This window comes from Nocardioides sp. YIM 152315 (assembly GCF_029210375.1).
Lineage (GTDB): Bacteria > Actinomycetota > Actinomycetes > Propionibacteriales > Nocardioidaceae > Nocardioides.
In genome coordinates this window covers 33,494-54,368 of the sequence record NZ_JARGER010000012.1, presented here as the reverse complement: position 1 = coordinate 54,368, position 20,875 = coordinate 33,494, and the positions used below count along the sequence as shown (strand labels likewise).

General features: G+C 72.1%; 17 protein-coding genes. 11 read left to right on the top strand and 6 right to left on the bottom strand.

What is annotated here, in order from left to right:
* The first annotated feature begins 103 nt into the window (after positions 1-103).
* The 4 genes from PZ894_RS02495 to PZ894_RS02480 all read left to right on the top strand — a co-directional run bounded on the left by PZ894_RS02495 (position 104) and on the right by PZ894_RS02480 (position 5,102).
* On the top strand, positions 104-1,729 hold the full coding sequence (locus PZ894_RS02495) for an alpha-amylase family glycosyl hydrolase (RefSeq protein ID WP_275742133.1): 1,626 nt from the start codon (positions 104-106) through the stop codon (positions 1,727-1,729).
* 59 nt (positions 1,730-1,788) lie between these two features.
* The gene (locus tag PZ894_RS02490; protein WP_275742132.1) at positions 1,789-3,162 is read left to right on the top strand and encodes a sugar ABC transporter substrate-binding protein; all 1,374 of its coding nucleotides are present in this window, start codon (positions 1,789-1,791) and stop codon (positions 3,160-3,162) included.
* A 75-nt stretch (positions 3,163-3,237) separates the two neighbouring features.
* Positions 3,238-4,128, top strand: coding sequence for a sugar ABC transporter permease (locus tag PZ894_RS02485; RefSeq protein ID WP_275742129.1), 891 nt, complete (start codon positions 3,238-3,240; stop codon positions 4,126-4,128).
* The gene (locus tag PZ894_RS02480; protein ID WP_275742127.1) at positions 4,125-5,102 is read left to right on the top strand and encodes a carbohydrate ABC transporter permease; all 978 of its coding nucleotides are present in this window, start codon (positions 4,125-4,127) and stop codon (positions 5,100-5,102) included. The genes PZ894_RS02485 and PZ894_RS02480 overlap by 4 nt, the downstream gene beginning before the upstream one ends.
* Positions 5,103-5,108: 6 nt before the next feature.
* Here PZ894_RS02480 and PZ894_RS02475 read toward each other — a convergent pair whose 3' ends face one another.
* From PZ894_RS02475 to PZ894_RS02450, 6 genes are all read right to left on the bottom strand, one after another.
* Entirely contained in the window at positions 5,109-7,826 is a 2,718-nt protein-coding gene (locus tag PZ894_RS02475) for a LuxR C-terminal-related transcriptional regulator (protein WP_275742126.1), read from the bottom strand.
* Between the two features lie 43 nt (positions 7,827-7,869).
* On the bottom strand, positions 7,870-8,154 hold the full coding sequence (locus tag PZ894_RS02470) for a DUF4242 domain-containing protein (protein WP_275742124.1): 285 nt from the start codon (positions 8,152-8,154) through the stop codon (positions 7,870-7,872).
* Positions 8,155-8,301: 147 nt separating this feature from the next.
* Positions 8,302-8,871 carry a hypothetical protein gene (locus tag PZ894_RS02465; protein WP_275742123.1) on the bottom strand — a complete coding sequence of 190 codons (570 nt, stop codon included), beginning with the start codon at positions 8,869-8,871 and terminating at the stop codon, positions 8,302-8,304.
* 57 nt (positions 8,872-8,928) lie between these two features.
* Complete coding sequence (locus tag PZ894_RS02460; protein ID WP_275742121.1) at positions 8,929-11,286, bottom strand: FAD-dependent oxidoreductase; 2,358 nt, start codon at positions 11,284-11,286, stop codon at positions 8,929-8,931.
* Between the two features lie 124 nt (positions 11,287-11,410).
* Positions 11,411-12,325, bottom strand: coding sequence for an LPS biosynthesis choline kinase (locus PZ894_RS02455; RefSeq protein ID WP_275742119.1), 915 nt, complete (start codon positions 12,323-12,325; stop codon positions 11,411-11,413).
* A 2-nt stretch (positions 12,326-12,327) separates the two neighbouring features.
* The gene (locus tag PZ894_RS02450; RefSeq protein WP_275742117.1) at positions 12,328-13,932 is read right to left on the bottom strand and encodes an amino acid permease; all 1,605 of its coding nucleotides are present in this window, start codon (positions 13,930-13,932) and stop codon (positions 12,328-12,330) included.
* A gap of 146 nt (positions 13,933-14,078) precedes the next feature.
* Between PZ894_RS02450 and PZ894_RS02445 the strand changes: the two genes are divergently transcribed.
* The 7 genes from PZ894_RS02445 to PZ894_RS02415 all read left to right on the top strand — a co-directional run bounded on the left by PZ894_RS02445 (position 14,079) and on the right by PZ894_RS02415 (position 20,873).
* A complete protein-coding gene (locus tag PZ894_RS02445; RefSeq protein WP_275742115.1) occupies positions 14,079-14,813 on the top strand; it encodes an FCD domain-containing protein in 735 nt (244 codons plus the stop codon).
* An 11-nt stretch (positions 14,814-14,824) separates the two neighbouring features.
* On the top strand, positions 14,825-16,195 hold the full coding sequence (locus PZ894_RS02440) for a glutamine synthetase family protein (RefSeq protein WP_275742342.1): 1,371 nt from the start codon (positions 14,825-14,827) through the stop codon (positions 16,193-16,195).
* Positions 16,196-17,554 (top strand): aldehyde dehydrogenase family protein, encoded by a 1,359-nt coding sequence (locus PZ894_RS02435; protein ID WP_275742113.1) that lies wholly within the window; start codon positions 16,196-16,198, stop codon positions 17,552-17,554.
* A gap of 113 nt (positions 17,555-17,667) precedes the next feature.
* Positions 17,668-18,447: a 3-oxoacyl-ACP reductase gene (locus PZ894_RS02430; RefSeq protein ID WP_275742111.1), complete on the top strand. Its 780-nt coding sequence runs from the start codon at positions 17,668-17,670 to the stop codon at positions 18,445-18,447.
* Between the two features lie 10 nt (positions 18,448-18,457).
* Positions 18,458-19,195 (top strand): gamma-glutamyl-gamma-aminobutyrate hydrolase family protein, encoded by a 738-nt coding sequence (locus tag PZ894_RS02425; RefSeq protein WP_275742109.1) that lies wholly within the window; start codon positions 18,458-18,460, stop codon positions 19,193-19,195.
* The gene (locus PZ894_RS02420; RefSeq protein WP_275742107.1) at positions 19,192-19,887 is read left to right on the top strand and encodes a glycerophosphodiester phosphodiesterase; all 696 of its coding nucleotides are present in this window, start codon (positions 19,192-19,194) and stop codon (positions 19,885-19,887) included. Before PZ894_RS02425 ends, PZ894_RS02420 begins: the two co-directional genes overlap by 4 nt.
* Complete coding sequence (locus tag PZ894_RS02415; protein WP_275742105.1) at positions 19,884-20,873, top strand: alpha/beta hydrolase; 990 nt, start codon at positions 19,884-19,886, stop codon at positions 20,871-20,873. Before PZ894_RS02420 ends, PZ894_RS02415 begins: the two co-directional genes overlap by 4 nt.
* Positions 20,874-20,875 lie beyond the last annotated feature (2 nt).

Here is a 20,875-nt window from a genome sequence, read left to right as displayed (position 1 = left end):
TTACGTTCTGTCGAGTTCTTGCAACAGCCTGCAAGCACTCCTAGCGTTCCCGTCGCCGTCACCCCTGTGATGGCGACCACAACCGGGAGCGAGGCCGTGACACGTGAGCACCGACTGGTGGCGGGGCGCCGCCATCTACCAGGTCTATCCGCGCAGCTTCGGGGACGCGAACGGCGACGGCTCCGGCGACCTCGCCGGGGTCCGCACCCGGCTCGCCTACCTGGCCGGCCTCGGCGTCGACGCCCTCTGGTTCACGCCGTGGTACCCCTCCCCGATGGCCGACGGCGGGTACGACGTCGCCGACTACCGCGCCATCGACCCGCTCTTCGGCGACCTCGCCGAGGCGGAGGCGCTGATCCGTGACGCCGCCGCCGTCGGCGTCCGCACGATCATCGACGTGGTCCCCAACCACGTCTCCGACCAGCACGTCTGGTTCGGGGCGGCGCTGGCGGCCGGGCGGGGCGCGCCCGAGCGGGAGCGGTTCTGGTTCCGCGACGGCCGCGGAACCGACGGCGAGCTGCCGCCCAACGGCTGGATCTCGGAGTTCGGGGGATCCGCCTGGTCGCGCGTCACCGGTCCCGACGGGCGGCCCGAGCAGTGGTACCTCCACCTCTTCGCCCCCGGCCAGCCCGACCTCAACTGGGGTCATCCCGAGGTGGTGGCCGAGCACGAGGAGATCCTGCGGTTCTGGTTCGACCGTGGCGTCGCCGGCATCCGCATCGACTCGGCCGCCCTGGTCGCCAAGGACGAGCGGCTCCCCGACGTACCCGGCACCCCGCACCGCGGCGAGCACCCGTACGTCGACCGCGAGGACCTCCAGGGCATCTACCGCTCCTGGCGACGCATCGCCGAGAGCTACGGCCCGGACCGGGTGCTGATCGGCGAGATCTGGCTGCCCGACGCGGAGCGGTTCGCCCGCTACCTGCGCCCGGGCGTCCTGCACTCGGCCTTCAACTTCGACTTCATGGCCGCCCCCTGGGACGGCAAGGCGCTGCGGGTGTCGATCGAGCAGACCCTCGACGTCCACGACCGCGTCGGCGCGCCCGCCACCTGGGTGCTCTCCAACCACGACGTGACCCGCCCGGTGACGCGCTACGGCCGCGAGGACACCGCCTTCGCCTTCGACACCAAGCGGTTCGGCACACCGACCGATCTGGCGCTCGGCACCCGCCGCGCCCGGGCCGCGGCGCTGCTCGCCATGGCCCTCCCGGGCGCGTTCTACCTCTTCCAGGGCGAGGAGCTCGGGCTGCCCGAGGCCGACATCCCGATCGACCGCATCGAGGACCCGATGCACGCACGGTCGGGAGGACTCGACCCGGGCCGGGACGGCTGTCGCGTGCCGTTCCCGTGGTCGGGCACGGAGCCGCCGTACGGCTTCAGCCCGCGCCCGGTCGAGACCTGGCTGCCCCAGCCGGTCGACTGGGGCAGCAGGACGGCGGCGGCGCAGGCCGGCGACCCCGGTTCGATGCTGTCGCTCTACCGGACCGCGCTGCGGCTGCGCCGCGACCGCCCCGATCTCGGGGCGGGGGACGGCGCGGGCCGCTTCGCGTGGCTCGACCTGGGACCCGACGTCCTCGCGTTCGCCCGCGGCGACCGCTTCGTCTCCGTCACCTCCTTCTCGGGCGGCCCGGTCGACCTGCCTGCGCACGCCCGGGTGCTGCTCACCAGCTCGCCGCTGGAGGACGGCCGCCTGCCGTCCGACGCCACGGCGTGGCTCGACCTCGGCTGATCCCGCACCACGAGCACTCACACCACCACCCGCACCACCCATCCACCAAGGAGTCACCCATGAGGAACCACCGACGGCGCGGGTTCACCGCGCTGGCGACCATCGCCTCGCTCGCCACCGTGTCCGCGCTCGCCGCCGCCTGCGGGAGCGACGACGCCGACCAGGAGGGCGACGGCAAGGTGCACATCACCGTCGAGGGCTGGCGACCCGGCGACGAGCAGGGCACCATCGACGCGGTCGAGAAGCAGGCCGGGGCGTTCATGAAGGAGAACCCCGACATCGTCGTCGAGCCGGTGGAGTGGGAGTGGAACGCCGAGACGTTCGCGACCCAGCTCGCCGGCGGCCAGCTGCCGACGTCGTTCCGGGTGCCGTTCACCGACACCTTGGGGCTCGCGGAGCGCCAGCAGATCGCCGACGTGACCGACTACGTCGACGACCTGCCCTACGCCGAGGACTTCAACCCGAGCGTCCTCGCGGCCGCCCAGGGCACCGACGGCAGGACCTACGGCCTCCCCACCGACGTCTACGGCGTCGGACTGCACTACAACCGCGACCTCTTCGAACAGGCCGGGCTCGACCCCGACGACCCGCCGACCACCTGGGACGAGGTGCGGGAGGACGCGGAGGCGATCGCCGAGGCGACCGGCAAGGCGGGATACGTGCAGATGTCCACCAACAACACCGGCGGCTGGATGCTGACGACGCTGACGTACGCCCTGGGCGGACGGATCGAGTCCGAGGACGGCACCCAGGCGTCGGTTGACAACGACGCCACCCGCGAGGGCCTCCAACTGCTGCACGACATGCGGTGGGAGGACGACTCCATGGGCAAGAACACCAACTTCGAGTGGGGCACGATCAACGAGGCGTTCGCCGCCGGCAAGGTCGGCATGTACATGTCCGGGTCCGACGTCTACAACGCCCTCGTGACGACCAACCAGATCGACCCCGCGTCGTACGGGCTCGCGGCGCTGCCTCTCGGCGACGGCGCCGACGTCGGCATCCTCGGCGGCGGCTCGGTCGCAGCGGTGAGCGCCAAGGCCTCGCCGGAGGAGCAGGAGGCGGCGGTGAAGTGGAACGACTTCTACCGCGAGCGCAAGAACTACGACCCCGACGCGGCCGTCGCCGACGCGTTGGTGCTCGCCGAGAGCGACCAGCCGATCGGCACGCCGACCCTCCCGATCTTCGACCAGGAGACGTGGCAGACCGTGGAGGACGCCAAGGCGGAGTACGTCAACGTGCCGCGGGAGCAGATGACGTCGTTCACCGAGGGCGTCTTCGACCAGGCGCTCGTCCCCGAGCCGGCCGCCCACACCCAGGAGGTCTACGCGATCCTCGACTCGGTCGTGCAGAAGGTGCTCACCGACGAGGGCGCCGACATCGACGCGCTGCTGGCGGAGGCCGACGACAAGGCGCAGGCACTGCTCGGCTGACCGACCTCCGGGCCGGCCGGCGTCCCTCCTCGACGACACCGGCCGGCCCGGGCCCCATGCACGTGAAAGGTGCTCATGTCCACGCTTCTGGCACGCGCCCGTGGCTCCGCCGCGACGGTCGTGTTCCTGCTGCCGATGCTCCTCGTCTTCGGCCTCTTCTCGTGGTGGCCGATCGTCCGCTCGTTCGTGATGAGCCTGCAGCAGACCAACCTGGTGACGCCGGCCGAGTTCGTCGGCCTCGACAACTTCCGGGCGGTGCTCGACGACCCGCTGCTGACCACCGCGGCGCAGAACACGCTGTGGTTCGCCCTGCTGGCGCTGGTCTTCGGCTATCCGGTGCCGCTCGTCCTGGCCGTCGTGATGAGCGACGTCCGCCGGGCCCGCGGCCTCTACTCCATGCTCGCCTACCTGCCCGTCGTGGTCCCCCCGGCGGTGGCCGTGCTGCTGTGGCGGTTCTTCTACGACGCCGAGCCGACCGGCGTCTTCAACACGATCCTCGGCTGGTTCGGCCTCGGACCGGTGCCCTGGCTGGAGGACCCGTCGTGGGCGATGCCGTCGCTGGTGCTCGAGGCCACCTGGGCGGCGGCCGGTGGCACGGTCATCATCTACCTGGCGGCACTGGTCTCGGTCCCTCCCGAGCTGTACGACGCGGCCGAGGTCGACGGCGCCGGCATCCTCGCCAAGGTCTGGCACGTCACGCTCCCCCACCTGCGCGGCATCATGCTGATCACGCTGATCCTGCAGATCATCGGGACGTCGCAGGTCTTCCTCGAGCCCTACCTCTTCACCGACGGCGGTCCCGACAACGCGACGCTGACGATCCTGCTGCTCGTCTACGACTACGCCTTCGCCAACACCACCGGCGGCGACTACGGCAAGGCGACGGCGCTCAGCCTGATGCTCGCTGGTGCCCTCGCCGTCCTGTCCGTCGTCTACTTCCGCCTGACCCGGAGGTGGTCGGAGTGAGCACCCTCGTCCAGCGCACGCCCGCGACCGAGCCCGAGCCGGCGCCCGACCTGGCCGGGCCGCAGCGGCCACCGCGCCGCCGACGTACGGCGCCGGAGGGCGAGTCGCGCACGATCACCTCGGCGTTCGAGCGCCGTCGCCCGGCGACCCGGGCGGCGCGCGTCGTCCTCAACGGCGGGCTGCTGGTCTTCCTGCTGATCGTCTGCCTCGGCCCGATCCTCTGGCTCGCGAAGTCGGCGATCACGCCGACCCAGGACACCCTCCGCGACCCTCTTGCGCTGTGGCCGAACGGCGTCGACTGGACCAACCTGCGCACCGCGTGGGTCGAGATCGACCTCCGGCTATACTTCTGGAACACGGTCGTCATCGCGCTCGGGTCCTGGGCGACCCAGATGGTCGTCGCGGTCACCGGCGGGTACGTGCTGTCGATCCTGCGGCCGCGCGGGTCGCGGGTGCTCTACGGGCTGGTGCTGTCGACGATGTTCGTGCCGGCGGTGGTGCTGCTGGTGCCGCTCTACCTGACCGTGCTCGACCTGCCGTTCACCCACTGGAACCTCGTCAACACCTTCTGGGGCGCGTTCCTCCCCGCCGGGGCGTCGGCCTTCAACGTCGCGCTGGTCAAGCGCTTCTTCGACAACCTGCCGCGCGAGCTGATCGACGCGGCCCGGGTCGACGGGTGCGGGGACTTCCGGCTCTTCTTCGGCATCGTCCTGCCGATGTCGCGGCCGGTCCTCGGCGTGGTCTCGGTCTTCGCTGTGCTCGCGGCCTGGAAGGACTTCGTCTGGCCGCTGGTGGTGCTGCCCGACCCGGCCAAGCAGCCCCTGTCGGTCCGCCTCCCCCGCCTCGCGGCCGTCACCGAGCTCGACGTCGTGCTCGCCGCGCTGCTGATCTCGTGCGCGCTGCCGATCGCCTTCTTCCTGGTCTTCCAGCGGCTCTTCCTGCGGGGTGGCCTGGAGGGCGCGGTGAAGGGCTGAGCGCCGTCAGGTCCGACCCAGCCCCAGTCGCCCCGCCAGCGCGGCCGCCTCGGCGCGGTTGCCCACGGCGAGCTTCGTCAGGATGTTGGAGACGTGGTGCTCGGCCGTCTTGCGGCTGATGAAGAGGGCGGCGGCGATCTCGGGGTTGCTGCGTCCGCCGGCGACCAGCACCAGCACCTCCATCTCGCGATCGCTGAGGGTGGCCAGGGCGGTCGGCGCGGCTCGGCCGAGGGACGCAGGCCCGGCGAGGGCGCGCGTGCGGGCGGCCTGGTAGGGGCAGCCGAGCCGGTCGAAGCGGTCGGCGAGCTGCGCGAACCCCTCCGTCGTCCCGCGCGCGAGGTCGGCGGCCCGGCCCAACATCAGCTCGGCGATGCCGTTGCCGCGGGTGGCGCCGGCCGCGAGCGCGAGCCGCTCGTCGAGGTCGGTCGCGTCCGTGAGGACCCCGGCCTCGGCCCACAGCGCGGCGTACCACGGCAGCCAGAGCTGCTGGTGCCACCGCTGCCCGCGTGGCACGTCGTCGGGCCGGAAGGCGAGCCGGGAGCGGGCCCGGTCGGGCCAGCCGCGGTCGAGGAGGTAGACGGCGTCGAGGGCCGCCGGCCACACGAGGCCCGGGAGGTCGTACCCGCGACGGTCGCGGGACAGCTGGCGGGTCAGGGCCACCCACTCGTCGCGTCCGGCGTCGTCGCCCAGCACGCCGTGCACCATGGCCACGGCGTACGCCGACGGCGCGAAGTTGTTCACGACCGGCCGTCCTGCTCGCTCCCAGGAGCTGCGGAAGGCCACCCCGTCGCGGACGACGTCGTCGAACCGCCCGGCCAGCGCCTCGAGCTCGAGCTTGCGGGCCAGCCCGATCTGCGGCTCCTCGCGGAGGAAGGGCAGGGCGGCCAGCGCGTCCGCGTGCTCCAGGCCCTCGCGCAGCAGCCCCGACGACAGGCAGACGTGCGCACCCATCAGGCTGGCGTCGGCGTGGTCCATGCCGCTGACGGCGTCCACCGGCACGGTCGCCATGCCCGCGAGGCGGGTCACGACCGCGGCGTACGCCGAGGCGAGGTCACCGGCCTGGAGATGCGCCGCGCAGAGCTGGTCGAGGGCACTGTCGACCAGCAGCGGATCGCCCACGGCTCGGGCGACGTCGACGGCCCGCTGCGAGTCGGCGACGACCCGCGCGCGATCGCCACGAGACACCTCCGCCACCACGACGGCCGCCTCCACGATCGCGGAGCCGGCGCCGAGCTCGCGGGCCCTCTCGAGCAGGGCATCGGTCTCGGCGGTGTCCGCCGGACGGTTCATGGTGCCCTCGTGCCGGTGCCACCAGGTCGCGACGTGGCACAGGTAGAGGGCGGCGGCGACGTCGTCCCCGCTCTCGTGCGCCGACTCCACCGCGCGCTCGCACAGCGCCACCGCCTCGCTGCCGACGTACCTGGCGAGCGCCGCCCGCGCCGCCCGGAAGAGCGCCTCGTGTCGCGTCGTGGGTGACCCGGTCAGGTCGGCGACCTGGACGTGACGCTGCTGGGCCTCACCCGGTCGACCCCGCTCGAAGACCACCGTCGCGAGGAGGTCGGCGAGCTCGGCGGAGGCAGCCCAGGCCAGGGCGGCACGGGCGTCGTCGAGGATCAGGTCCAGCTCGTCGCACCACTCGGCGTCGCCGGGGATCCGCGCGACGAGCCGACGCAGCGCACCCCGGCACCAGTCGAGGTGTCGCACCCGGATCGCGTCGGCCTCGCCCAGCTCGACCGAACGCTCGACGGCGTACTGCCGGATGGTCTCGAGCATCCGGTAGCGCGTGGGCCGACCGGGCCGCAGCGCGACCAGGCTCCAGTCCACGAGGCGTGCCAGGAGGTCGACCACCTGCACGGCGGGCCCCTCCACGATCTGCGCCGCGGCGTCGAGGTCGAACGGCGCCGCGAACACCGCCGTCGTCCGGAGCACCGCCTGCTCCTGCTCGTCGAGGAGGTGGTAGCTCCAGTCGACCGCGGCGCGCAGCGACCCGTGCCGGTCGTCGGTGGGGTTTGCGTAGCTCAGGACGTCCAGACCCCGGCGCAGCGCCAGGCACAGTCCGTCGAGCCCGAAGCTGGGTGCGCGGGCGGCGGCGAGCTCGATGGCGAGGGCCGTCCCGTCGAGCAGCCGGCAGATGGTGCGCACCGTCTCGACGTCCGCGTCGGTCAGGGCGCCGGTGGCCCCACTGGCCGCCATCCGCGCCTCGAAGAGCGCGACGGCGTCGCCCTCGTCGACGGAGAGGCCCGGCACGGCGTACACCGACTCCCCGGCCAGGTGCAGGCGGATCCTGCTGGTCGCCAGGATCCGCAGCTCCGGGCAGGCGCGGAGCAGCTCGGTCACGGCGGCCCGGGCTCCGCCCAGCAGGTGCTCGCAGTTGTCGAGGACGACGAGCACACGGCGGTGGCGCAGGGTGGCGGTCAACGACTCGAGCCGGGTCGACCGCGCGCGCTCGGGCACGCCCACGGCGTCGGCGATCGCGGGGACGACCATGTCGTCGTCGGTCACGGTCACCAGGTCGACGAAGGCGACGCCGTCGGCGAACTGCGCCGCGACGTCCTCCGCGACCGCCAGGCACAGCCGGGTCTTGCCGACCCCGCCCGGCCCGGTGGCGGTCACGAGGCGGTCACGGCGTACGACGCCGGCGAGTGCCGCGCGCTCCGTCGATCGGCCGACGAACGCGGTGAGCGTGCCCGGCAGTGCGGCGAGCTCCAGCGCGTCCGCGCCCATGGCGGGATTGTGACACGGCCGGAGCCCGCACGCAGTGACTCGCTCAGGCGCCTGCCTGCGCGGCGGAGTGGGGGCCGAACTCGTGGGCGACCACCGAGACCGTGTTGGCCGGGAACCCTCCGCGCCGGGCGTGCTCGAGGACCGTCGCGACATCGTCGGTCTCGTGGACACAGTAGATCTTGTCGCCCGCGACGTAGCTGTTGACCCACGTGTAGGGCACGTCGAGCTCCGCGACGACGTCGTTCGAAGCCTGGGCGATGCCCGCCAGCTCGGCGGGCGTGAGCATGCTCGCGCCCGGGATCTCGCGCTCGATGATGAATCTCGTCATGGTCGTCTCCTGGGGTGTGGACCGCCGGCACGGTGCCGACGGCCCGTTCAGGATCCGGCGGGGGCCGGGCCAGCCGCAGCGGGCAGGTGCCCCATTCGCTCCCCCATTCGCGTGCCGTCCTCCGGCATGGGTGAGCGCCGGCCACGGTCACGGCTCGGCCAGGACGACGTTCACGTCGGTGACCTGGCCGACGTCGTTCACCCAGAGCTGCACGGCCCAGTAGTCCACACACGTGCGCGGCCCGCTCGGCGTGAGGGTGACCGACCTCCCGGACGGCCCGTGGGCGGGATGGGCGCAGGGATGGGACGGCGGGTGCCTGGTGACAACGATCCGCCCGTCGTACCCGCTCAGCAGGTCGACGGCCGAGAACGGGCAGAGCGCGCCGGCGTACGGCCCGCCGTCCGGGCAGGTGCGCCACTCCTCGCGGCGGCCGGCGTCGTGGTTGGACAGCACCTCGGTCAACCGGCCGCCCAGGTAGAGGTTCACGGGGGTGTCGATCGGCGGGGACGTCGCCTCGCCGCGCGCGAAGCGCAGGAACAGGCGGGCGGTGCGCTCCCGGTCGGCCGTGACGGTCGTCGCGGTCGGAGCGTCGCGAGGCGAGGGAGCCGAGGCGGACGCCGCCGCCTCCTGAGCGGACCGCCCGCGAGCCTCCTCCCGCACGTCCGGCGCGCACCCGGCCACCGCCAGCGCCAGCACGACGATCATCCAGGTCCGCACCGCGGCCACCTCCTCGTTCGCGGGTACGACGCGACGGGCGGCGGATCGGTTGTCAGGTCATCCGAGCGGGGCCTTCAGCGATGCGCGTACGGCGTACCGCTCTCCGGCGACGTCGACCTCGAAGGCCCCGTCCGACAGCCAGTCGCTGGTGACCGGGCCGTCGCGCCGCACGTAGCCGAGACCCACGCTCGAGCCGACCGTCTCGCCCCACGCGGCGCTGGTGACCTGGCCGATCGGTGCGCCGTCGCGCAGCAGCAGCTCGCCACCCCACAGCATCGGCTCGGGCGACGACACCACCAGTGACACGAGCCGCCGTCGCGGGCCACCCCCGGCGAGCGCCTCCCGGTGGGCGCCGAGCGCCACCCGCCCCAGGAAGTCCTTGGTGCCGCGCAGGGCCGTCGCGAAGACCAGGCCGGCCTCGACCGGGCCGACGTCGGGCGTGAGCTCGCGGCCGAAGGCGCGGTAGCCCTTCTCCAGGCGCAGCGACTCGATCGCGTAGTAGCCGGCCGGCACCGCACCGGCCGCCGAGATCGCGTCGTGGGCCGCGAGCGCGGCGCCGACCGGCACGAGGAGCTCCCAGCCGAGCTCGCCGACGTAGGTCATCCGGGTCGCGCGCAGGCGCACGCCGGCGACGGTCACCTCCCGGCTGGTGGCGAAGGGGAAGCCGTCCTCCGACCAGTCGTCGTCCGACAGCCCGGTGAGCAGGGACCGGGAGCGCGGCCCCATGACGCCGAGCACGGCGTACCGCTCGGTGACGTCCTCCGCCGGGACCCCGTGGCGGGCGAGCCAGTCGAGGTCGCGGACCGTGGTCGCGGAGCTCGAGACGAGCAGGAAGGAGTCGTCGCCGGTCCGGGTCACGGTCAGGTCGGCCTCGTAGGTGCCGCGCTCGTTGAGGAAGGGCGTGTAGACGCAGTGCCCGACCGGCACGTCGACGTCGGCGGCGCACACCCACTGCAGCCCGGCGAGCGCGGACGGCCCGGCGACGACGTACTTGGAGAACGACGTCTGGTCGAAGACCGCCACGTCCGTCCGCGTCGCCCGCTGCTCGACCGCGGATGCCGTCAGCCACGCGGGCTTGCCCCAGGTGTACTCGAGCGCCGGGGCGAAGACGTTGGGCCGCTCCCAGCCCATCCGGGTGCCGAAGAGCGCGCCCGCCTCCGCCAGCCGGACGTGCAACGGCGACGTGCGCTGCGGCCGGCCCGACTCGAGCTCCCGGTTGGGCCAGGGGACGGCGTAGTGCAGCCCGAGCACCTCCGAGACCCGTGAGCGCAGCCAGTCATGGTCGCCGTGGAACGGCGCGAAGCGGCGTACGTCGACCGCCACCAGGTCGTCCTGCGGCTCCCCCGCCACGATCCACTCGGCGAGCGCGCGGCCCGCGCCGCCGGCCGAGGCGATGCCCACGGAGTTGAAGCCCGCACCCACGAAGAAGCCGCGCAGGCCCGGCGCCTCGCCGAGCAGGAACTGGTTGTCGGGCGTGAACGACTCGGGACCGTTGTAGAACTTGCGGACCCCGGTCTCCTCCAGCGCCGGCACCCGGAGCAGCGCCTGGTCCATGAGCACCGAGAAGTGGTCCCAGTCCTCCTCGAGCAGCTGGAACTCGAAGGGATGGGGCAGGTCGTCGGGCGAACGCCACGGCTTGGCCTCGGGCTCGAAGCCGCCGACGACCAGGCCGCCGGTCTCCTCCTTGAAGTAGGTCCAGCCATCGGGGTCGCGCATGATCGGCAGGTCCGGGTGCGCGCCCGGCACCGCCTCGGTGACGACGTAGAAGTGCTCGGCCGAGTGCAGCGGCACGGTGGCGCCCACCAGGTCGCCCAGCGCCTTGGCCCACTGGCCCGCGCAGTTGACGACCACCTCGGACTCGATGTCGCCCCGGTCGGTCCGCACGCCCGTCACGCGGCCGTGGTCCGTGTCGAAGCCGGTCACCCTCACCCGCTCCACGATCCGGGCGCCGCGCTGCCGCGCACCGCGGGCCAGCGACTGGGTCAGGTCTGCCGGGTTGACCTTGCCGTCCCCGGGCAGCCAGAGCGCACCCAGCAGGTCGGCCACCTGCATCGGCGGCCACAGCTCCTCCGCCCGGTCCGGTGTGACCAGCTCGCAGGGCATGTCGTAGGCGACCGCGTTGGCGGCGGTACGACGCAGCTGGACCATCCGGTCCTCCGTGCGTGCGACGATCACGCCGCCGACGTCGCGGTAGCCCGTGGCCAGCCCGGTCTCGGCCTCCAGCGAGGCGTAGAGCTCGGCGGAGTACTGCACCAGACGGGTCCCGCTCTCCGACGCCCGCAGCGGCCCGACCAGCCCCGCGGCGTGCCACGTGGTGCCGCACGACAGCGTCCCCTGCTCCAGCAGCAGCACGTCGGTCCACCCGAGCTTCGTCAGGTGGTAGGCCACCGAGCAGCCGATCACGCCGCCGCCCACGATGACGACCCGTGCGCGGGACGGAAGGTGGTTTCGAGACGGTTGCTGCGCAACCTCCTCAACCACCGTGTCCCCGGTGGTTGAGGAAGGCGCGCTAGCGCCGGTCTCGAAGCCACCGGCCGCCTCAACCACCGCTGACCTCCTCGAGCAGCCGGGTGAGGTCGGGGCCGCGGAAGGTCGCGGCGGCCTTCTCGTAGCGCTCGGCCCCCCAGCCGCGGAAGTCGAACTCGATCGGGCTGGCCGCCGCCTGGATGAACCCCCACAGCGCCCAGCCGTACTCGCTGCACAGCATCTGCAGACGCACCCGGGCCAGGTCGGCGCGGCGGGGCGAGCCGAAGTACGCCGCGGCGTACGCCTCGACCTGCTCGGGTGAGAAGTTGCACTCGGTGGCGGTGTTGCCGAGCTCGAAGCAGGGGTCGTTGTTGCCGGAGTACTCGTAGTCGATCAGCCAGACCCGGCTGCCGTCGTCGATGAAGTTGGCGGCGAGCAGGTCGTTGTTGCACGGCACCGTCGGCCGGTGGGTGCTGCCCAGGGCGCGGCGCACGTCGGCCCATGCAGGCGCGTGGTCGTCGTAGCCGGGCGGCAGCCAGTAGCCGTGCTCGCGCACGGTGCGCAGGTAGGTCGCCTGCCGCGCGAACATGTCGAACCCACCTGCGAACCGCGGCCCGGCGTGAAGTCGCCGGGTCGCCTCGGCCGCGCGACGCAGCACGTCCGGGTCGGTGAGGTCCGGGTCCTCGAGCGACCGGCCGGGGAGGAACTCGATGACCAGCAGCGCGAGGTCGGGGCGGTACTCCAGCACGCGCGGCCCGGCACCGGCGTCGGCGGCCGACGCCGTGTTGGCGGCCTCCGCGTCGCGGTCGATCCCGAGCAGGGTCGCGTCGCCGAGCGCCCAGCGCACGACCAGGTCGAGTGGGCCGTCGGGGTGGTCGTCGTCGGTGACGACGTGCAGGTTGCGGTTGGTGAGGCCGCCCGGGAGGTCGGACACACGCCACGACCGCCCCGCCAGGCAGGCGAGGCGGTCGAGAGCCGGGGCCGTCACCGTCAGTCGTCGAACGCCTCGACGACCGCCTGGTCGATGGTGTGCTTGGGACCCTTGAACCAGTGTCGCGCCGAGGCGAACCACCAGATCGTCAGCACCACCAGGGCGCCCACCGTCACGATCGGAGCGTAGTTGACGAACTTCCACTCGAACTCGTCCCGGAACGGGTTGGCGGCCGGCGTCGTCGGCATCATCAGGAAGACGCAGACGATGACGATCTCCGCCACGGCGATGGGGTTCATCCACTTGTACTTCGACCCGTTGTTCCACGAGCCGAGCTCGAACCGGTCGCCGTGCCGCCAGCGCAGGAAGATCGGGATCGCGAACGCGAGGTAGAGCCCGATCACCGCGATCGAGGTGACGGCGTAGAACGCGAGCGGCACCGGGGTGCCGTTGACGTCGACCTCGATCAGCGCCGGGAGGGTCAGCACCGCGGCGGCGACACCGACGAAGACGACGGCGTTGGCGGGGACCCGGGTGCGGGTCAGGCGCTGCAGGGTCGGCGAACCGGGGATCGCCCCGTCGCGGCTGAACGCGAACGTCATCCGCGAGGCCGAGGTCATGCACGAGGTCGCGCAGAAGAACTGGGCGGAGGCGGAGATGAACAGCACGAACGTCGCCCAGTTCTGCCCGAGCGCGGCCAGGAAGATGGGCTGCACGCCTCCACCCGCGAGGGCGTTGTCGGGCTGGCCGGCCTCGTTGTTCGGGATGGCGAAGACGACGCAGAGCAGCAGGATGTAGCCGCCGAGGACGGAGTAGAAGATCGAGCGCCAGATGCCCTTCGCCGCCGCCTTGGACGCCTCGGCGGTCTCCTCCGAGAGGTGGGCGCAGGCGTCGAAGCCGGTGATCGTGTACTGGGTGAGCAGGAAGCCGAAGGGCACGATCGCGAACCAGAACGCCAGGTTGGTGGTGCTGCCGTCGGCGTAGCCGGAGTTGTTGAAGCGCTCGGTGAACACGTAGCTGAAGCTCTGGTGCTGGTCGGGCACGAAGATCAGCACCAGGACGATCAGGCTGGCGCCGACGACGTGCCACCACACCGAGACGTTGTTCATGATCGCCATCAGGTGGCTGCTGAAGATGTTGAGCACCGAGGCCAGGGCCAGCACGACGACGAAGATCAGGAACACCCTCGTGAGCGAGTAGTCGGCGGCGAAGGACTCCGAGTAGGTGCTGACGGTGAGGTCGATGAACGTCGCGCAGCCGTAGGAGACGCCGGCGGTCACGGCGACCAGGCCGATCAGGTTGAGCCAGCCGGTGAAGAAGCCGGCCGCCGGCCCGCCGAGCTTGGACGCCCACCAGTAGATGCCACCCGACGTCGGGTAGGCAGACACCAGCTCGGACATCGTGAAGCCGATGATCAGGATGAACGCGCCGAGGATCGGCCACGACCAGGAGATCGAGATCGGCCCGCCGTTGTTGAAGCCTGCTCCGAAGTTCGTGAAGCAGCCGGCCAGGATCGAGATGATCGAGAACGAGATCGCGAAGTTCGAGAACCCCGACCAGGACCGGTTCAGGTCCTGCTTGTACCCGAGGCGCGCCAGGTGCTTCTCGTCGTCGCTGAGCTCGGGAACGGGATGAGTCGGGACGGGCTCGTGTGCTTCGGGCATCAGGCACCCCTCCGGGAGTTCGCGCGAATGTGAACCGGACGCTAGACCCGGCCGGAACGGGGTGTAAAGACGTGGCCGCAAAAATGGTATGAACTCAGACCATTGGTGTCATTGACGCGACCGGTCGTGAACCGAAGGATGTGTGCGTGACCGCCTCCCCCGAACCGCACCTGCCGGGCGCGGTGCTGCGGCCGGTGCGCGGGCACCACGCGTTCGAGGCGTGCGTCGAGCAGCTCGGCACGGCGATCCGGCTCGGCGTCTACCCGCTCGGCACGACGCTCCCCGCGGAGCGCGACCTCGCCGCGATCCTGCACGTCTCGCGTGCGACGCTGCGCGAGGCGATCGTCGCGCTGCGCCAGGCCGGACTCGTCGAGACCAGGCGAGGCCGCGGCGGCGGCACCGTCGTCACGTTGAAGCCCCGCACCCCCTCCGCCCGGGCGGCGGCTCGGATCTCCGCGGAGCGACGCCACGACTGGCTCGACGCCCTCGAGTACCGGCGCATCGTCGAGCCGGGCGCGGCGTACCTCGCGGCGCGCAACCGTCCCGTCGGCGTACGCCGCGAGCAGCTCGAGCAGGCGCACGCCGAGGTGGCCGCGGCCCGCAAGCCGGCCGCGCACCGGCAGGCCGACTCCCGCTTCCACCTGACGGTCGCGTCGCTCGCGGACTCGGCCCGGGTGATCGAGGCGGTCACCTCGGTGCAGTCGACGCTGCACGAGATGCTGCTGGCGATCCCGGTCCTCGGCACCAACATCGCCCACTCCGACCTCCAGCACGCCGCCCTGGCCAAGGCGATCGTCGCCGGCAAGCCGGAGCGGGCGCGCCAGGTGATGGAAGAGCACTGCGACGACACGTCCGCGCTGCTGCGCGGCCTGGTGGGATAGGAGTCCCCGTGATGGAACCGCGCAACGACCGGCACCTCTCGATGGAGCAGCTGCTCTCGCTCATCGAGGCGGGCGAGATCGACACCGTCGTCGTGGCCTTCACCGACATGCAGGGGCGGCTCCAGGGCAAGCGTCTGCACGGCCGCTACTTCGCCGACGTCGTCGTCGAGCACGGCACGGAGGGCTGCAACTACCTGCTCGCCGTGGACGTCGACATGAACACCGTCGACGGCTACGCCATCTCCTCGTGGGAGAAGGGGTACGGCGACATGGAGCTGGTCCTCGACGACCGGACGATCCGCGTGCTGACGCACCTCCCCGCGACCGCGATGGTCCAGTGCGACCTGGTCTGGCCGGCGGACCACGCTCCGGTCGCGCAGTCGCCACGGTCGATCCTGAGGCGCCAGCTCGACCGCGTCGCGGAGCGCGGCTGGCAGGCGCTGGCCGGCACGGAGCTCGAGTTCATCGCGTTCGACACGACGTACGAGGCCGCCCACGCGGCGCGCTACCACGACCTGACGCCGGCCAACCAGTACAACGTCGACTACTCGATCCTCGGCACCAGCCGCGTCGAGCCACTGCTGCGCGCGGTCCGCAACACCATGTACGACGCCGGCCTCGACGTCGAGGGTGCCAAGGGAGAGTGCAACCTCGGGCAGCACGAGATCGGCTTCCTGTACGCCGAGGCGCTCGCGACGGCCGACAACCACGTGGTCTACAAGACCGTCGCCAAGGAGGTCGCGGCCCAGCAGGGCAAGGCGATCACGTTCATGGCGAAGTACAACGAGCGCGAGGGGAGCTCGTGCCACATCCACCTCTCGCTGCGCGGCCAGGAGGGAGAGCTCGTCTTCTGGGACGCCGACCGGGGCGAGCGGACCGCGCTCTACGACCACTTCGTCGCGGGCGTGCTGGCGACCGCCGCCGACTTCACCCTGCTCTACGCACCGAACATCAACTCCTACAAGCGGTTCGCGGACGGGTCGTTCGCGCCGACGACGATCGCGTGGGGGCTCGACAACCGCACCTGCGCCGTCCGCCTGGTCGGCCGCGGCGCGGGCGCCCGGATGGAGAACCGCATCCCCGGCGCCGACGTGAACCCCTACCTGGCACTGGCCGCGATGCTCGCCGGAGGACTGCACGGCATCGACCACGAGCTCCGTCTCGAGCCCGCCCTCGAGGGCAACGCCTACACGTCCGGCCGGGCGAAGGTGCCGGCGACGCTCGGTGACGCGCGCGCGGCGTTCGTGTCGTCGGCCGTCGCGCGGGCAGCCCTGGGCGACGACGTCGTCGACCACTACGTCAACATGGCCGACGTCGAGCTGGCGGCGTACAACGCGGCCGTCACCGACTGGGAGCTCTTCCGCGGATTCGAGAGGCTGTAAGTGAGCGACACCCACACCGTCATCAACCCGGCGACCGCGACCCCGGTCACCGAGGTCCGTCTCGCCACCGCCGACGAGGCGGACGCGTCGATCGAGGCCGCCCACGCGGCGTTCCCGGCCTGGCGGGCGATGGCGCCCGGCGAGCGCGCCGGCCTGCTGCGGCGCTTCGCCGCCGTGGTCGACGCGCACGTCGACGAGCTCGCCGAGATCGAGGTGCGCAACGCGGGGCACACCTGGGGCAACGCCCGCTGGGAGGCCGGCAACGTCCGCGACTGCCTCAACTACTACGCCGGCGCGCCCGAGCGGCTCTTCGGCCGGCAGATCCCCGTGCCCGGCGGCGTGGACGTCACCTTCCACGAGCCGCTCGGCGTGGTCGGGATCATCGTGCCCTGGAACTTCCCGATGCCCATCGCCGGCTGGGGACTCGCACCCGCGCTCGCCGCCGGCAACACCGTCGTGCTCAAGCCCGCCGAGCTGACGCCGCTCACCGCGATCCGCATCGGCGAGCTCGCGCTGGAGGCGGGGCTGCCCGAGCACGTGCTGACGGTCATCCCGGGCAAGGGCTCGGTGGTCGGGGAGCGGTTCGTGACGCACCCGCTGGTGCGCAAGGTCTGCTTCACCGGGTCGACCGAGGTCGGGAAGCGCATCATGGCGGGCTGCGCCGAGCAGGTGAAGCGGGTGACGCTCGAGCTCGGCGGCAAGAGCTCCAACATCGTCTTCGCCGACGCCGACGTCGCGGCGGCAGCGGCCAGCGCGCCGTACGCAGTCTTCGACAACGCCGGCCAGGACTGCTGTGCGCGGTCGCGGATCCTCGTCGAGCGCTCGGCGTACGACAAGTTCCTGTCGCACCTGGAGCCGGCGGTCTCCGCGCTCCGGGTGCTGGACCCGAGCGACGAGTCGTCGGAGATGGGTCCGCTGATCTCGGCGCAGCAGAGGACGACGGTGACGGCGTACCTCGACGAGGTCTCGGTCGCGTTCTCGGGCTCGGCACCCGGCGGCGCGGGCTACTGGGTCGCCCCGTCGGTCGTGACCGTCGACGACCCCGGCACCAGGATCTGGCGCGAGGAGGTCTTCGGCCCGGTCGTGGCGGTGATGCCGTTCGACGACGAGGCCGATGCGGTCGCGAAGGCCAACGACACCGAGTACGGCCTGTCCGGCTCGATCTTCACCACCGACCTGGCCCGCGGACTGAGGGTCGCGCGGGCCGTCGAGGCCGGCAACCTCAGCGTCAACTCGCACGCGTCGGTGCGCTACTGGACGCCGTTCGGCGGCTACAAGCAGTCCGGGCTCGGCCGGGAGCTCGGCCCGGACGCCCCGATGGCGTTCACCGAGGAGAAGAACGTCTTCATCGCACACTAGGAGGACCCACGCGGAATACCCGGTGCACCGGGTATTCCCACACTTCTCGGGGGTTGCAACGGCCCAGAAGTGACAGAAGAGCCTGAGAAGTAGCGAACGAGAGAGGCACGAACGTGGCAGGACGCATCCAGGACCGGGTGGCGGTCGTCACCGGCGGCTGCTCGGGCATCGGGCTCGCGACGGTCCAGCGCTTCGTCGAGGAGGGCGCGAAGGTCGTCATCGGCGACATCGACGACGAGCGAGGGCACCAGCTAGTGGGCCAGCTGGGGGGCGAGGGCGTCGCGACGTACGTGCACGTCGACGTGACCTCCAAGGAGGAGGTCGACGCGCTCTTCAGCACCGCGAAGGACACCTACGGGTCGGTCGACATCGCGTTCAACAACGCCGGCATCAGCCCGCCCGAGGACGACTCGATCCTCGACACCGACCTCGACGCGTGGCGCCGGGTGCAGGAGGTCAACCTGACCTCGGTCTACCTGTGCTGCAAGGCCGCGCTCCCCCACATGCTCGAGCAGGGCAGGGGCTCGATCATCAACACCGCGTCGTTCGTCGCGGTCATGGGCGCGGCCACCTCGCAGATCTCCTACTCGGCGTCCAAGGGCGGCGTGCTGTCGATGACCCGGGAGCTCGGCGTGCAGTTCGCGCGGCAGGGCGTGCGGGTCAACGCGCTGTGCCCCGGCCCGGTCAACACACCGCTGCTGCAGGAGCTCTTCGCCAAGGACGCCGAACGCGCCGCGCGCCGGCTCGTGCACGTGCCGATGGGGCGCTTCGGCGAACCCGAGGAGATGGCCGCCGCGGTGCTCTTCCTGGCCTCCGACGACTCGTCGTTCATGACGGCCAGCACGTTCCTCGTCGACGGAGGCATCTCCGGGGCCTACGTCACGCCGCTGTGAGCGCCGCACGATGACCGCGCCGCTGATCGGCCTCACCACCTACCGCGAGGTCGCCGCCTGGGGCGTCTGGCAGCAGCGCGCCGACCTGCTGCCGACCCAGTACGCCGCCGCGGTCGAGGAGACCGGCGGCGTACCCGTCCTGCTGCCACCCGTGACCCCGGCCGCGGCGGCGGAGGCCGTCGTCGCCCGGCTCGACGGCCTGGTCGTCAGCGGCGGCGCCGACGTCGACCCGGAGCGGTACGCCGAGGCGCCGCACCCCCGCACGACGGGCTGGCGCCCCGACCGGGACGCGTGGGAGGTCGCGCTCCTGGACGCCGCCGAGGCGGCCGGGCTGCCCGTGCTCGGCGTCTGCCGCGGCATGCAGGTGATGGCGGTGCGCTCCGGTGGCGCGCTCGACCAGCACCTCCCCGACCTGGTCGACCACGAGCGGCACTCCCCCGGCGGCGACGAGTTCGGGGCGATCGAGGTGACCACGACGCCCGGCACCCGGGTCGCCGCGCTGCTCGGCGACCGCCTCTCGGTCAACTGCCACCACCACCAGTCGGTGCGCACGCACCCGGGATTCGAGGCGACGGCGCACGCGTCGGACGGGACCGTCGAGGCGATCGAGCTCAGTCACCAGGGCCAGGGCGACCGGTTCTGCATCGGCGTGCAGTGGCACCCCGAGACGGCCGCCGACGTCGGCCTGCTCGCCGGCCTCGTCCGCGCCGCCGCCGCCTATGCCGCCACCTACGCTGGGAGCCGATGAGGCTCTCCCGCCGTCACGACCCGATCCTGGTCAGCGCCCACCGGTGCCTGACCCGCGACGCCATCGAGGCGGCCCTGCGGCTCGGCGTCGACTACGTGGAGTTCGACCTCCAGCGGTGCGCCGACGGCACGCTCGTGGTGCACCACGACCCCGTCGATGCACCTCCACGCGGTGCGCTGACCTTCGACGACGCGCTCGACCTGCTGACCGGTCGCAGCCGCGCCCACCTCGACGTGAAATTCGTCGGTGACGGCGTGGTCGACGCGGTGGCCCACGCGGTGGCGCGCCTCGGCACCGACCGCCTCATCGTCACCACGCTCGACGACCGGTCGGTCGCCGCGGTCCGTGACTGGTCGGACCGGCACGCCCCGGCGCTGCTGGTCGGGCTGTCCCTCGGCCGCGGTGTCACCGGGTCGCCGGTGCTGCGCCAGATCGGCATCCGGGTCTCCGAGCTCTGGCCCGGACGGCGCTACGGGCGGTCGCGGGCCAACCTGGTGGTCGCCCACCACTGGCTCGCCCGACTCACCGTCGCCCGGTTCGCCCGCCGCCACCGCCTTCCGCTGCTGGTGTGGACCGTCGACACCGCGCCGTCGCTGCGCCACTGGACCCGCACCGGCCGCGCGTGGCTGGTCACCACGAACCACCCCGACCTCGCCCTGCGCCTGCGTCGTCCTGAGAGACTTGCGCCATGACCACCCGGTTGAGTCGCAGCGTGTTCGACGAGCTGGTCCCCGACGTGCTGGGCGAGCCCTACCTCGCCGAGACGATCACGCTGCCGCCCGACGACGAGGGCGCGGTCGTCGCGACCCTCGTCGTACGACGTGCGACCGAGCCGACCGGACGCGCGGTGCTGCACGTCCACGGCTTCTGCGACTACTTCTTCCAGACGGCGTACGCCGAGTGGTGGAACGAGCGCGGCTACGACTTCTACGCGCTCGACCTGCGCAAGTACGGCCGGTCGCTGCGGCCGCACCAGACGCCCAACTACGTCACGGACCTGCGCGAGCACTTCCCGGAGCTCGACTCGGCGTACCTGCGCGTCACCGGCCGGGACGGGCACGACCACGTCGTCATCAGCGCCCACTCCACCGGCGGCCTCATCGTGTCGCTGTGGGCCAACGAGCGCCGCAGCCAGGACCGCCCGCTCGACCTCGCGGGCATGGTGCTCAACTCGCCCTGGCTCGACATGCAGGGCGGCGCGTTCGTCCGCGGACTCGGCACGTCGGTCGTCAAGCAGGTCGGGGCGCGGCGCCCGAAGCGGCTGATCCCGCGCACGATCGAGGGTCACTACGGCCGCAGCCTGCACGCCGACCACGCCGGAGAGTGGACGTTCAACACCGACTGGAAGCCGCTCGACTCCTTCCCGGTCACCTTCGGGTGGCTGCGCGCGATCAGGCTCGGGCACGACGAGCTGCACCGTGGCCTCGACGTCGGGTGCCCGGTGCTCGTGCTGTCGTCGTCGGGCACGCGCTGGCCCAAGGAGATGGGGCCCGACGCGCACAGCTACGACATCGTGCTCGAGGTGCCGCAGATCCGGCAGTGGGCCACCGCGCTCGGCAGCCACGTCACGTACGCCGCCATCGAGGGCGCCCGGCACGACGTCATCCTCTCGCTCCCGGAGCCCCGGGAGAAGGCGTACGCCGAGCTCCACCGGTGGATGTCGACCTACGTCGACTGAGC